The sequence below is a fragment of the Anaerocolumna cellulosilytica genome (assembly GCF_014218335.1).
Taxonomy (GTDB): domain Bacteria; phylum Bacillota; class Clostridia; order Lachnospirales; family Lachnospiraceae; genus Anaerocolumna; species Anaerocolumna cellulosilytica.
In genome coordinates this window covers 2,145,761-2,160,705 of the sequence record NZ_AP023367.1, presented here as the reverse complement: position 1 = coordinate 2,160,705, position 14,945 = coordinate 2,145,761, and the positions used below count along the sequence as shown (strand labels likewise).

At 36.0% G+C, this 14,945-nt stretch carries 11 protein-coding genes; 3 read left to right on the top strand and 8 right to left on the bottom strand.

Annotation, left to right across the window (positions count from 1 at the left end):
* Nucleotides 1-126: 126 nt before the first annotated feature.
* Nucleotides 127-816 (bottom strand): tetratricopeptide repeat protein, encoded by a 690-nt coding sequence (locus acsn021_RS09045; protein ID WP_184091222.1) that lies wholly within the window; start codon nt 814-816, stop codon nt 127-129.
* Between the two features lie 252 nt (nt 817-1,068).
* Between acsn021_RS09045 and acsn021_RS09040 the strand changes: the two genes are divergently transcribed.
* From acsn021_RS09040 to acsn021_RS09030, 3 genes are read left to right on the top strand one after another with little or no spacing between them, the layout of a single operon-like run.
* Nucleotides 1,069-1,830: an ABC transporter ATP-binding protein gene (locus acsn021_RS09040; RefSeq protein ID WP_184091224.1), complete on the top strand. Its 762-nt coding sequence runs from the start codon at nt 1,069-1,071 to the stop codon at nt 1,828-1,830.
* An 8-nt stretch (nt 1,831-1,838) separates the two neighbouring features.
* Nucleotides 1,839-4,370: an ABC transporter permease gene (locus acsn021_RS09035; protein WP_184091226.1), complete on the top strand. Its 2,532-nt coding sequence runs from the start codon at nt 1,839-1,841 to the stop codon at nt 4,368-4,370.
* Between the two features lie 44 nt (nt 4,371-4,414).
* A complete protein-coding gene (locus acsn021_RS09030) occupies nt 4,415-6,472 on the top strand; it encodes a serine hydrolase domain-containing protein (RefSeq protein WP_184091228.1) in 2,058 nt (685 codons plus the stop codon).
* Nucleotides 6,473-6,513: 41 nt separating this feature from the next.
* Here the strand turns inward: acsn021_RS09030 and acsn021_RS09025 are convergent, their stop codons facing one another.
* From acsn021_RS09025 to acsn021_RS08995, 7 genes are all read right to left on the bottom strand, one after another.
* Nucleotides 6,514-7,773 (bottom strand): HAMP domain-containing sensor histidine kinase, encoded by a 1,260-nt coding sequence (locus tag acsn021_RS09025; RefSeq protein WP_184091230.1) that lies wholly within the window; start codon nt 7,771-7,773, stop codon nt 6,514-6,516.
* Nucleotides 7,774-7,808: 35 nt separating this feature from the next.
* Nucleotides 7,809-8,492, bottom strand: coding sequence for a response regulator transcription factor (locus acsn021_RS09020; protein ID WP_184091232.1), 684 nt, complete (start codon nt 8,490-8,492; stop codon nt 7,809-7,811).
* A gap of 243 nt (nt 8,493-8,735) precedes the next feature.
* Nucleotides 8,736-9,587: an SDR family oxidoreductase gene (locus acsn021_RS09015; RefSeq protein WP_184091234.1), complete on the bottom strand. Its 852-nt coding sequence runs from the start codon at nt 9,585-9,587 to the stop codon at nt 8,736-8,738.
* A gap of 76 nt (nt 9,588-9,663) precedes the next feature.
* The gene (gene uxuA / locus acsn021_RS09010; RefSeq protein ID WP_184091236.1) at nt 9,664-10,713 is read right to left on the bottom strand and encodes a mannonate dehydratase; all 1,050 of its coding nucleotides are present in this window, start codon (nt 10,711-10,713) and stop codon (nt 9,664-9,666) included.
* A gap of 55 nt (nt 10,714-10,768) precedes the next feature.
* Nucleotides 10,769-11,611: an HAD family hydrolase gene (locus tag acsn021_RS09005; RefSeq protein ID WP_184091238.1), complete on the bottom strand. Its 843-nt coding sequence runs from the start codon at nt 11,609-11,611 to the stop codon at nt 10,769-10,771.
* A gap of 22 nt (nt 11,612-11,633) precedes the next feature.
* Nucleotides 11,634-13,850 carry a glycoside hydrolase family 2 protein gene (locus acsn021_RS09000; protein WP_184091240.1) on the bottom strand — a complete coding sequence of 739 codons (2,217 nt, stop codon included), beginning with the start codon at nt 13,848-13,850 and terminating at the stop codon, nt 11,634-11,636.
* A gap of 88 nt (nt 13,851-13,938) precedes the next feature.
* The gene (locus tag acsn021_RS08995; protein WP_184091242.1) at nt 13,939-14,928 is read right to left on the bottom strand and encodes an ABC transporter permease; all 990 of its coding nucleotides are present in this window, start codon (nt 14,926-14,928) and stop codon (nt 13,939-13,941) included.
* Nucleotides 14,929-14,945: the final 17 nt, after the last annotated feature.

Sequence of the window (14,945 nt, the reverse complement as noted above, 5' to 3'; positions counted from 1 at the left end):
TACTTACCGCTTAATATCTATTATAGCATAGTAAAAATAATAATCAAGTGTTACGGTTGGTGTAGGAGAACAGGCAAACGGCGCAAAGCTCATATGTATGAAGCTCGTTCCGGCTGCCTGTTTTAATTACAGCGATGTATTATTTAATTGATTGATTGTACTCTGCAATAGCTCCCAATCTTTTAGCAGACGTTTATCAGTCCATTGATTTTTTGCTGTGATCAGTAGATTTTGGGCATCTGCAAGCTGATCTTGAGCAATATACTTTAATATCCTTAAAGACATAATATTACCTCCCAATGAAGGATGCTTTTCCAAATTGGAAAATGCTTTCTTTTGTTGTTCTAAAATATCAAGAGCTTTTTGAGATTCTTCCAATCTAAAATAAATATAAGCAAGATTCATATAATAAACCACTTTATTAATTCCTTTTATATGTTTAAGAGGAATGGATAATAAAATATTTTTTGCTGTCTCAAAATCTCCCTTGTCGCAATACCCGGCACTAAGATTAATATTGATAAGCGCTCTGTTATACTCCGACTTCAACCTACGCAACAGACTTTCATTTTCTTCAATAAATTTATCCGGATTCTCTTCATCCCGCAGAATCGTTTCAAAGCGTTTCAACTTTTTCATTAGTTTAACCTGATATATTATATTGATTCCCACTGCTCCTACTAGGATTATCCCGCTGACAAGAATATAATACCGCCAAACCTCTTCATCAGACATCTGAAACACAATCCTTAGCATTAGCAAAATGCCTCCAAAGAGCAAACCACATATAATAATATTTCGTATTCTTTTTTTCATATGTTCCTCCCAATCTCTTCCTGACACCCATTGAATTACATTTTTATTACTATAACTTTCAATCGCCATACTGTATAATAGTATACCATAGTAACCCCTAATTTACAAATCATGTGCAGTTAAGAAAGATTTAAGAAATTGACAGGATGGTTTTAAAGACTTTACCAGCCATGATTGATTATACTGCTTAAGAAGCTTTAGTAATAAAAGCATACATTCACAAACTGATTTAGGAGGAAAAAAGATATTATAATGGATACAATTATTCTTAGAACGAACAAATTATGCAAATCCTTTTCAATCGGCGGCGTTCAGCAACATGTCCTTAAAAATTTGGATCTTAGCATAAATAAAGGTGATTTCACTGTAATCATGGGAAGTTCCGGCTCGGGCAAATCCACCCTGCTTTATGCTTTGTCCGGCATGGACATTCCCACCGTAGGAGATGTTTTTCTTGGCGAAGAAAATATCGCCAAGTTAAGTAACGATAAACTTGCTCTTATAAGACGAAAAAATTGTGGATTTGTGTTTCAATCAATCTACTTATTAGACAATATGAATATTCTGGATAATGTATTGACTAGTGGACTGCTCTTAAACCGCAATAAAAAAGAGGTCTTTCATAAAGCACAGACACTTTTAAAAAGTATGGGCCTGAATGAACAAGATTTTGTTAAATTTCCCAATCAACTATCCGGCGGTGAGAAACAGAGGGTTGCTATCGTTAGGGCAATCATTAACAATCCAAAGATATTATTTGCAGATGAACCAACCGGCGCACTGAACTCCGCTTCTAGTACCCAGGTCCTAGATAACTTTACTAGACTGAATGAAGACGGTCAAAGTATTATCATGGTTACACATGATATAAAAACGGCTTTAAGAGGAAACCGTATCTTATATGTAAAAGACGGCACCGTGTGCGGAGAATTAAATATGAAACCATATAAACTTTTAGAAAGCTCCAATCGAATGCAAAAGTTACAACAATTTTTAGGGGAAATGGGGTGGTAGGTATGCCAATGGTTACTTTACGACTATCTTTAGCAAACTTAAAAAAGAGAAAAAGCGCAGCCGTTACACTTATTGTTTTTATTCTCCTTGCGACCACACTACTTAATATCGGTATTACGTTTATGAGCAAAACCGAGCGCATTTTTGAACAAAAAGAAGAAGAATTAAACGGTGCTCAATTTATTGCTATGTCAAACGTTAATACCTATAAAAAGGATCTTGAAGAATTTGTCTTTTCAGACAACCGTATTGCAATTGCAGAAAAAGAAGAAGTAATCTATATGCCTACTACAAAAAATAATAGAAATTCTTTAGAACTTGCAGCAGTTTTCTTTAACCTTGATGCTAGTAGAAAAATCGCGCCATTAATACCAATTGAGAAAGCCTCCGATATTTCAGAAGATGAAGCTATCTATGTTCCACTTATGCTAAAATCCTATAACCTTTCCGTTGGAGATACTTATGATATAACCTACAAGGGAAAAACCTATTCATTTGTAGTTGCCGGTTTTTTTGAATCTACTTATTTTAGTACCTCTTCAAGCGGATATTTGAAGTACTTCATTCCAAAAGAAGGCTATGAAAGGTTATTCTCAGAAATCGGAAGGGCGGTTTTTCTCTCTGCACGATTTAAAGGTACAGAGGAAGGAATTGATAGGGTTTCGGAAGAATTTACACAAGAATTTAGTGATATGGCCAATCTGTTGTCTGTCTCGGAAAAAGCTGTGATATCTTACTTAAGTTCTGCTTCCATGAAATCTGCCTTTATGTCATTTATATCTGTTGGAGCCGTTATATTAATTGCTTTTTCACTTGTGATTTGTGTAATCATTATGTCCGTGATATATAACCGTGTGGTGGAAAGTATAGATGAGAGTATGCAAAATATAGGCGTGCTTGGAGCCATAGGATATACGACAAAACAAATAATGACTTCTATCGTACTTGAATATCTGCTAGTTTGTATGATAGGGTATATAGGAGGGGTACTGCTTACTTATGCAATTGACCCTGTCTTAAGTAATTATTTAAGTTTTACCGGCATAATTTTGACTGCAGGTATGCACCTGGCGGAAGACGTCCTGTGCTTATGTATCATGCTCTGCTCCATTGGCATTACCGCATTCTTAGGCACGATGCGAATTACAAAACTGCCCCCGGTAAAGGCTTTACATAAAGTCGGCAGCACCCATAGGTTTAAAAAAAATATGTGTCCCCTTCATAAAGGAATCGGCTCCATTCATGTTAGATTAGGGATGAAAACAATCTTTACGAATTTGAAATCCAATCTTTCTTTTTCGCTTATTGTTGCAGGTGGAATGTTCGCCATAGGATTAAGTATGGTAACCTATCTGAACTTTGCAGTAGATACTTCGGCTCTGTTTAAAATGTCCGGCTTTGAGATGTCTGACCTGCAAGTATCCGTTACCTCCCATACTGATGTTAGAGAATTGGCAGCAGAATTATCCGCTATGGAAGGAGTACGAAAAACCAATTTATCCGGATTAACAACGGCAAAGCTTGAAAGCAATGATGTTGATGTAATAGTTAGTGACAACTTTGAAGCAATGGAAACCTTATCTACTTATGATGGTACTCTGCCTCACTTTGATAACGAAATCGCCATCACAGGGGTAATGAGTAAAACATTCCAGAAAGAAATCGGCGATACAATTATGGTTACCTCCGCAGGAAGGACTTCACAGTACTATGTTACAGGTATATTTCAGACCTCAAATAATAATGGAAATATGTGTATTCTCCCACTGGATGCCTTAAAAAAATTACGCCCTCAATACGATATAGAACAGATTGATATCTATCTTAAGGAGGACATGGATAAAGAACTGTTTAAAGAAAAACTGCGCAAAAACTATAAGGTTGCTGTAAATGATGTGGAATTACTATCCTTAGAGGATAATAATTCTAACGAAAATGCAAAATACACAAAAGCTGCTATAATTGCAGAGCAAAAGATTTCCAAACTACTGGCAGATTATGGAGTGAATAGTGTTTCTTATTCTGTCTTATTAGACGGCAATATTATTCTGTCGGGAGATTCCTCTGCCTATAAGATTGATGAAATAAAAGATTTAAAAGACTACACCAGTGGTCAGTTAGATACCTTGGGAAGTATCTTGTCAGGATTAGTAACTGTAATTGTAGTCATTACCTTTTTAGTTATAGGCGGTATTTTATCCATTACTATTAAATCCTTAATACGAAAAAAAAGAGAAGAATACGGTATCTACAAAGCAATGGGTTACACTACGAAGGATTTGATCAAACAGTTATCTATTAATTTTATGCTTACTAGTTTTTTAGGAAGTGCTGTCGGAAGTCTGGCTACCATTCTCTTCTCAAATACCATCCTTCAATTATTGTTTGTACATATAGGCTTTACCAGGTTAACCTTAACCGTTAACATAGGTGCCGTTCTGATACTGAATGGTTTTATGATGATATTTATCTATGTAATGGCACTGACAAAAGCTTATAAAATCAAGACAATAACAGCGTATGACCTTTTGACTGAATAATAGGAGCTTAAGCAGAAAAAATAAAAAGACACGGGTGTTAATATATGAATAAAATAAAGCCAAATAATTTTAATAAACAAAGCATTATGATGGTTACCGTTTCCTTGCTTATCGCTTTTTGCTTCATCGGTATGACAGGGTATGCCAAAACCCAGGTTCCGGTGATACCAAGTTACGAAAAACAAGCCACAGATACTATAACCATGTCAGATTCGTATCAGTATGGAATCGGGTCAGTAAGTAAAATCTTTACTGCAACAGCTGTTATGAAACTTGTAGATGAAGGCAAAATTGACCTTGACACACCTCTTACTTACTATATACCTGAATTCCGTATGGCAGATGAAAGATATAAGCAGATTACACCAAAGATGCTTCTGAATCATTCCTCGGGTATAATGGGCACTACCTTACATAATTCTTTTCTACATGGAGATTCTGATACCAGCTATCATGATACTTTTCTAGACCAACTTGCAAAACAGGAATTAAAAGCGACGCCAGGTGACTACAGCGTCTACTGTAATGACGGTTTTACGTTGGCTGAAATCTTAGTGGAGCAAGTAAGCGGCATGCCTTTTTCTGAATTTATAAAAAAAGAAATTTCAGAACCCTTGGGTCTTAGCAATACCTATACACCTCGAGACAAACCGGATGAAAACTTGCTTGCCCCTGTCTATTATAGAAATCATCTGGTTCCGTATGTAAACTGCAACCCTCTTGCCAGCGGAGGAATTTTTGGTACCTCTGAGGATTTGGTTAAATTTTCTCAGATGTTTATGAAAGACAGCACCGTTCATTTGTTGTCAAAAGAGTCCGTTCATCTGATGTCAAAATCCTGGTACCTTGAGGATAAAATTGCAGCTACCCTTGGAGATACCCAGATGGGTTACGGTTTAGGCTGGGACAGCGTAAATGCATATCCTTTTAATCTATATGGGATACAGGCTTTAACTAAAGGTGGTGATGTAAATGGGTATCATGCCAATCTAACGGTATTACCGGAACAGAATTTCTCAATCGCACTAACCTCTTCTGGCGGTTCTAGTACTTACCTTCTGGAAGCAGCACAGGATATTATTTTAGAAGTGTTATTAGAAGAAGGATTAATCAGCGATATAAAAGACATCCCCTTCGAAACAGACTATGAAGCAGAACGTGCTCCTCTGCCGAAAGAAATGAAACAATACGAGGGGTATTACCTATCTTTGAATATGTTAAAAATTGAATTTAACGAAGAAGGAACTCTTCTGCTTAAACCAATTGGCGCAGAATATGATACGGTTCAGGAATATGTGTATACCAAATCCGGCGAATTTATATCTTCAAAAGGTCATTATTTAGGTAATACCGGAGCCTTTATCTCTAACGCAGGGGGCAATAAGGGGTTCACCAAGTTCTCCTTCCGAAAGGAATCCAATGGTAAAGTCTATCTGATTGGTACTACCTATGAAAGTACAAATGGTTTAGGAAAAAGTGCATTAACAATGCCCTTTGCCGAGAAAATAGAACCCCTTACTGTTTCTGACACGGTACTGTCACAATGGAAGACGCGAGCAGACAAAAAGTACTATTTGATAAATGAAGTCTACAATTCCCATGCATATTTAGAAGACCCTGTTATCAGCTTTCAAGTAGTAGATGAGGTTCCCGGATATGTAACAAGATATAAAAATAAAAGCAGTCATGAAAAATGCAGAGTAATTAATGAGAATACAGCAAAAAGTGAGCTGGATTTGCCATTAATGCTGGGAAGAGATTTGTTTCATTACGCATTTTATGAGAAAGATAAGGCTGAATATGTAACGGTTGAAACTTATAACTATGTCGGTGAGGAAAAAGTAAAATCTTCAAAGGAACTAAAAGATACCGTAATCATCGGAGAGGATTTAACCGTCTGGTATGAAATCGTTCAGGAGGATGCCTCGGCAATCATTAAAGTCACTTCACCTGATAATGGAGCATACTATGTTTACGATAAAGACAATAACTGTATTGCCAGTTCCTTATATACGGCGGAATCCGATTCATTTATGCTCCCAACCGGCGGCCATATTGCTTTTGCGGGCAGTAAAGATGCTGTGTTTCAAATAACAAGGTAAGAGTACTCCAACACCTATTGCAATTATTACCTTTTAATAATTTAAGCTAACTTTAAATATAGTAGTGTTAAAAATCCTTGTTCATTGTTACTGCAATAAATCTCACCTTCCATTTGCTCCACCAATTTTTTACATATATATAAACCAAGACCGCTGCCACTTTCTGTGGCAGCATTTTTTCCGCGGTAAAACTTATTAAACAGCAGCGGTAGTTCTTCCTCTTCTACCCCTTTTCCAAAGTCCTGTATTTTAATTTCAAGAAAACTGCCTTTGAGTTCAAATTGAACGGAAATTGCTGTGTTCGCGTACTTATAGGAATTATATATAATGTTGGCAACTACTTGATTTAGGCGCAGAGGGTCAACGCAAATCATGCATTCCGGAATCATTAACATAGTAATTTTATCATAGCAGTCAGCTTCTTTTAATACTGCTTCTAAGATAGAACTATAGGTATCAATGGGAGTAACACTTAATTTGTCCAAATCATTCAAAGTGGTATGAAATAAATCCGTAACCAGAAGATTAATCTGTTCTGCTTTTTGATAAATGGTATTTAATTTGTTCTTTATTTTATCGTCTTTTGCAGTGACGATTAATAATTCACTGGTTAACTTAATGGATGTGACCGGTGTTTTAATATCATGACTTAGGGAAGCCACTAACTCCTTCTTGCTTTGATTCGCTAGGAATTCCTGATGTTTTGCCACCTTTAATTGTTCTCTCATAATATCAAAGCTCTGTGTAAATGCTCCAAATATATTATTCTCGGTCAGCTTTAACGTAAAGTCCAGATTCCCATTGGCAATTTCCTTAGCAAATTCCTCAAGATCACGAAATGGTCGAATAATTCTCTTATGTAAGTGCATAAAATAAAGTCCTGAACATAAAGTAAATATAGAAAAGAATACGAGGATAAGCAGGGCTAGGTCTTTTTGAAAAGTCTTAAATGCCACTTCTCCGCTGGTTGTAATTATTACCTTTCCCACAATCGTATCGTTTAAATCTATATTCATAATTGTATCACCCCTCTCGAGTGCGTCCTTTATAAAAACCACAGCATCCGGAGAGGACTGGTATAAGAGTGTATCCGCAAGAGATAGCACACTAAAAGGATAGGCGTAATTCTTGTAATGACCTGTCTCTAACGTATTCCAGTTATTTGAAACTTCTTTTACAATTCGATTGATTGTTATCACATCTATTTTGTTATTCGGCTGAAAGCGTACTACCATATAGGAACACAAACATCCTATTAAGAAAAACATAATTAGCACTGCCGTTATTTTCTTTATATTCATTCCTTTACCCTTTGCCTACCGCAAACTCCTCGCTTTCACTCTTTTACCTCAAATACGTATCCGACACCCCATATGGTTTTAATAAACCGCGGATTATCCGGATCTTCTTCAATCAGTTGGCGCAATCGTCTTATATGTACGGATAACGTTCCATCCTCAATAAATCGACTTTGCCATATATTCTGAAATAGCTCCTCTTTTGAAATAACTGTATTCGTATGCTCCATTAGATAACTCAATACCTTAAACTCCATATTCTTAAGCTTTATAGGAACCTGATTGACCATAATCTGTCGATAGTTATAATCAATTTGAATCTGCTCACACGGCGAAGTCTTTACAGGTATTAGGTTGCTTTCACATCTTTTTAAGATAGCCTTTACCTTTGCTAATAAGATATTTAAGCTATAAGGCTTTGTAATATAATCATCGCCGCCGATATTCAGTGCCGTTAGGATATCATCATCGCTTGTACGGGCACTAATAAAAAGAATGGGGATATTCGTTGTTTTTCTTATCTTTTTGCATAATTCAAAGCCGGAATGTTCCCCTAGGTTAATATCTAAAAGCAGCAAGGAAACCTGATGTTCTGATAAAAAGTCAATGGCAGCTCCATAGCTAGTTACATACTCGCAGGTAACGTCAAACATATTAAAGTATTCACTGGTGGTTTGACCAATTGTCTCTTCGTCATCAATAATTAAACAATTAAAATTCATAAATCAGTCGTTTCCTTTCCATCTTCCCATCTTCAATCTACTGGTACAAATCGCTTTTTACCTAAAGCCTTTCTATGCAATCCGACCAGATAGTTCGTCAATTATTACTTTAATATTATAGCATGCTTGTACCAATTGATGAAGTAGAATTTAATACTGTAAAGAAATAAACAGAACCCCCCTTTCAAATGAAGCTCAGTTTGCTTCACTAAAAGGGGGGGGGTTCCATTTGGCATCTTAAGCTTAAACGCCTGCGTAGGCAGAGAAGCCACCATCGATTGGTATACATACACCTGTAATAAAGCTTGAAGCTTCATCATTTAATAAAAATAACACAGAGCCTAATAATTCCTCTGCTTCACCGAAACGGCGCATTGGTGTTGCCTCTAATATTTTACCGGTTCTGGGTGTTGGCGTTCCGTCCTCGTTGAATAAAAGAGCCTGATTCTGCTTTGTAGCAAAGAAGCCTGGTGCGATTGCATTCACCCGAATTCCTGTTTTACTAAAGTGAACCGCCAGCCATTGGGTAAAGTTACTGATTGCAGACTTAGCACCACTATAGGCAGGTATCTTTGTTAATGGTGTATATGCATTCATAGAGGATATATTTAGAATACTTGCATGTTTTTTCAAAACCATATCCTTTGCAAATTCCTGGGTTGGAAGCAATGTTCCAATAAAGTTTAAATTAAATACAAATTCAACTCCCGCTTGGTCTAAGTCAAAAAATGACTTTATATCAGAATTCTCTAAATCACCTATTTCAAAATATTCTTTATCAGTAGTCGCTTTGGGATTATTTCCTCCTGCACCATTAATAAGTATATCACATGACCCAAGGTCAGATAAAATAGCTTTATGAGCCACTTCTAAACTTTCTTTTTCTAATACATTTGCTTCATAACCTTTTGCAATATAGCCTTTTGCAGCAATTGCATCCGCATTTGCCTGTGCCGCTTGTACATTTCTATCAAGAAGAGCTACTTTTGCACCGCACATTGCCACTGCTTCAGCCATCATACTGCAAAGAACTCCACCAGCACCTGTTATAACTACTACTTTATTCTCTAAATTCACTTGAAATGGTATTTTCATATTACCTCCTATCTGCGACCTTCGGTCGCGTACGAATCAAAGATTGAATAATTTTTTTCAACCGTTTCCTTATCATCTATTTTCCTGCTTTTACAATCGCTTCCCATAATCCATTAATGTATGTCGCACCTAATGCTCTGTCATATAAGCCATAACCAGCTCTTCCGGTTTCCCCCCATATCATACGGCCATGATCAGGCCTTACGTAGCCAGAAAATCCGTTATCGTATAAAGCTTTTAAAATAGCGTACATATCAAGACTGCCGCAGCTGGATAAATGCGCCCTCTCTTCAAAACCATTTTCCAAAATAGCTACATTTCTCATATGAACAAAATGAATTCTTCCCATTGCTGCGTATTTCGCTGCTAATTTAGGTACATCATTCTTGTTTGAGCATCCTAAGGAACCTGCACACAGAGTTATCCCATTGTTTGGGCTATCCACTAATTTTAAGAATTTGTCCAGATTTTCTTCACATGTAATAATTCTTGGCAGTCCAAAAATTGGCCAACAAGGATCATCTTCATGGATAGCCATATTAACATTACACTTCTCTGCTACTGGTATGATTTTTTCAAGGAAATATCTTAAATTATCCCAAAGGTCCTCTTCCGTTAAAGCGTTGTATTCTTCTACCACTGCTTTTAATTCATCTCTTGTGTAGCTTGCATCCCAACCAGGTAACGTTAAATCGCTTTCACTTTCCAGCGGATTAACAGCATCTACCTGTTCCTGATAATAAACTAAAGAAGTGGAGCCATCTTCTAAAACATGATCTAGCTGCGTTCTCGTCCAATCAAATACTGGCATAAAGTTATAACAGATACATTTAATACCTGCTTCTGCAACACGACGGATGTTTTCGCAATAATTTTCGATGTATTTGTCTCGACTTGGTTTTCCTAATTTTATATCCTCATGTACAGGTATCGATTCTATTACTTCAAAGTGAAGTCCTGCTGCTTCTGTCTGTGCCTTTAACTTAGAAATTGATTCTTTACTCCATACTTCTCCTACAGGAACATCATATACTGCCGTGACAATCGAGTACATTCCCGGAATTTGTCTAATGTTTTGAAGAGTAATTTTATCCTCTTCCCCATACCATCTAAATGATAATTTCATTATTTTAACCTCCGATTACTTTTTATAGTACCAATATGAACAATTGAATAGGAAATTAACACAGGTTGTTTCTAAATTTCTCATTTAATTCATTTTGATAAGCACCAATATAATTTTTTTTAATAAATTTAGGAAAAGCTACTTCCTGAAGTTCTTGCCAAGATTTTGTCTCTCTCTTCACTAAGATAGGATAAAAACTCACTTCGTTTTCTTCGGCGGCCTCTTTATCCCCTGGTGCATCACCAATCATTAGTATTTTTGAACTTTCATATCCCTTTTTTTTCATTTCAGCAATACAATAGGCTTTCGTACCTGCTTCTTGCGTGAGTAAGATATCCGTTTTTGCTAATAACCCATACTTTCCCCATTCTTCTATGACTGCCTCTGCATTAGCAGAAGATACGACAGCAACATCTGCTTGACTTGCAATAAAGGTAATTCCTTCCACCACCCCTGCAAAGGGCTTGATTTCCTCATCTTTTATGTTACGGATAGCTTGATTAACAGCCTCCGACCAAGACAATACTTTTTTCAGACAGTCACTATTTTCTTCTGAAATAGATTTTCTAAGACCTTGCATAGACAGCTCTTGCTCCTGTTTGGTCCAGTTTATTAAACTATCCAAATCATCAATTTTTTTGTATTTCTGTGATATCTCACTTAAAGCTAACGCTAAACCTTTAAACCGATTAATACCTCTTGTCATAGAATACAGATTAATTTCGTTCCAACGGGTTAAAATTTCATCCTTCCATTCTTCTAAGCTCCATTCTTCTATCATACAGGGACCAAAACATTTTATATGCTTTATATCCATTGTATCCATAGCACAACCATCCGAATCAATGCATACTAAAAATTCTCTCTTTTTTTTGAAATTCTTTAGCTCAGAAACCACTTCTTCTACGCCTCCTAGTCAGCTACTTCTTTTTATGAATTAAAGTTAACCTGCTATTAACCTCTTTTATATAATCTTCCTTATAAACACCACTCATTTTATTGAATACCCAAATTAATGTTACAGGAGCACCCGGTATAGCACGCGCAGCTGCCTTCGGAACCATTTCTTTCACAAGATTCCAGGCTTCTTCATTCTGCATCAAATCTCCCAATGTATCCATAACCGAATAACAATTCTCAGGAAATAAATCTGCTTCCCCAGTTTTTTGTGTAAACCAGTTTTTCACATTTACCTCTGGATTTGGATCAACAAAAATATAGCTTTTATCCGGTGCATCGCATAGAACAAAAACTGCTTTATCCATACAATCTCCCGCAGTTGCAGTGATTTCATTCTCACCCTTTTCCAGTCTAACATTATTAAATCTGAAAACTTTATCTCCATTAATTGTAGAAATATTTTTACCATTTACATACAAAGATACCTGTGTTTGATTTGAATATATTTTGATATCTATTTCCGATTTTGCTCGATTGACGAAACGCTTGTTAGCTATCTGGATAAATGGTTCCTGTGACCAATTTGCTTTATAATAGTAAAAAGAATCCTTTCTTGTTTCTCTATCAAAACTTACCAACCCCTTGCAGTTCTTTCCTATTGTTCCGCCTTCATGACGTATATCACTACCAAAATCAAACATATTCCAGGCATAACTTCCCCACATGAATGTATGATTGCAAATTATTGGATATGTAATCTCATGATACAATGCCTGATATTCTTCGCTATAATCCTTTATTTTTGGATCTTCTGAATGAAATTTAAGATTAGAATCAACACCGTATTCTGATATTCCTAAAGCTATCTGTGGATTATCCCTGTGGAATTGTTCTATCCATTCACTCAAATCATCAATATTACCATAGTACCAGCCATAATATAGATTATAGCCTAACATATCCGTAATAAAATTCAATTGGCTATTATTTTTCACATAATACATATTAGCACTAGCAGTAATTCCATTCGGCAATACTTGATGAGCAATGCTATTTAAATGCTCAACCTTTTGATACATTGAAATAGATTCACCATTCATGGCAATCTCATTTTGAACTCCCCAAAAGCAGATGGATGGATGATGGATGTTTTGTAATATCAATTCTTTTAATTGGTTTTCTGCATTTTGTAGACCTTCTGAATTATCAGGCATAGAAAGCATTGGAATTTCAGCCCATACTACCATACCTTCTTTATCACATAAATCATACATATATTGATCGTGTTGATAATGTGACAAACGGACTGAGTTTGCTCCAATTTCTTTTATTAACTCCATGTCCTTGTCCATATGGATTTTAGAAATAGCATTTCCTATCCCTTCAAAGTCTTGATGTTTCGCAACTCCTTGAATAAATAAGTGCTTTTCATTTAGAAAAAATCCTTTATCTGCGGTTAATTTACATTCTCGAAAGCCAAAATGTAATTCAATTTGGTCTGTAATTTCGCTATCTTTCATTAGATAGGCCTTCAATAAGTATAAGGCTGGACTTTCTATACCTTTCCAAAGCTCCGGACTTTGGATTAAAAAACTTATTTTATCCTTCCTCACTGAAACACGTTTCGAGCTTATTAGCTGCTTATTCTGAGAATATATCTCATAAACTATCTCCATGTCTTCTGAGGCAACTGTATGACTTTCTATTTGTACAACACCACTTTTGTTTTTATCCATTTCTGTATGAATCAGTACACCTTTTGTCCCCCAGTAGCACAAATCAAAATGAGCTTTCGATGTACAGATTAGGTTTACATCACGATACAATCCTCCATATATGGTAAAGTCTCCTCCAAGTGGAGAAACATCTTTTGTGGTAGCATTATCAACGTATACTTGTAACAGATTTTCCTTGTCCCAAATATATTTATCCGTGATACAAAATCGAAATGTGGAATACCCTCCTCTGTGTTCACCAATGAAAGTACCGTTTAAATATACTTTACAGACGGAATTTGCTCCCAGGAACTCCAGGTAGAGTTCCCCCTCTTTGTGTTCACTATTGATTGAGACTACTTTTTGGTATAATGTCAGCCCTCTATACCTGTCATTATTTGTATTCCATGTATGTGGCAAATCAACCCGTTCACCTTGTTCTAAGATATAATTACTTTCATCCATTTCGAATTCAAGCTTTTTAAACATCCATTCGGAATTCATTGAATAAATTTTTCTCACAACAGTCTCCTATCTTTATTTTATTTAAGGTATAGCCTATTTATAAAATAAGTTGGCTATACCTTAAAAACTGACTATTTTTATTCTATTATTCTGTATTTAATTTATTCTTTTTAAACTTCTGCAAGAATATTCTTATTTGGTCTGCATTCGTACTAATTACCCAGAATGTCATCATAAAGATACCAAATACAACATTATTCCAACCACCGCTGCCGTATCCTAAGGCTCTTAGTCCATAGTTCATGAGCTGAATAGTTAAGGCTCCCATTAACATACCAACAATCTCCAAGCTTAACCTTCCCAAGAACATTCCAATGTACACAGAGGCAATATAACTAAACAATACCGATGTGGATGATAGATTAGACTGGGTTTCCACTTTATTCTGGGATACATAAATAACTGCTGCTAATCCTAGTAATAACCCCGAGCACAGATATGAATACATTACATTTTTCTTTTCATTAATTCCAATATTAACCGCAATGTTCTGACCGTTTCTTAGTAATTTTGCCTTTCGTCCAAATGGTGTTAGGGATATTATGACCTGATAAAATATAACTGCAAATACAAGTATTATTGTTGTATATGGCATCTTACCAAAGACATTCAATTCTTGTTTGTTCAATATATTAACTCCATTTCCACCAGCAAGAACCAGAGTTAATGCTTCATAGATTAAAGCCATCATAATTGTACATATGTTAATTGGAATTTTAGTTCGTACATATACGGTTGCAGTTATTAGACTTAGAGCTACAGAGAACACAACGCATAAGACTAGCATTAATAAGGGACTACCACCAAATTGCTGCGTATAATAACACCCCAAAATTCCTGCAAGTATCATATTTGCCCCACCTGAGAAGTCAAATCTACCATGCCTTAATTGCATGGCCAATGCGCAGCTCATTGTAATAGTCAATCCCAGGTTCGTAGCAATTGTTCTCCACATATCTGATTGACCATAATATGCAATTCCATTTGCTTTGGTTAAGAATAACATAACCAAAAACATTATCATCGGCATACTAATTGTAATTGCACCGTTTTGAAGTATTACTTTTTTCCTCATTACACGTTCTCCAATTT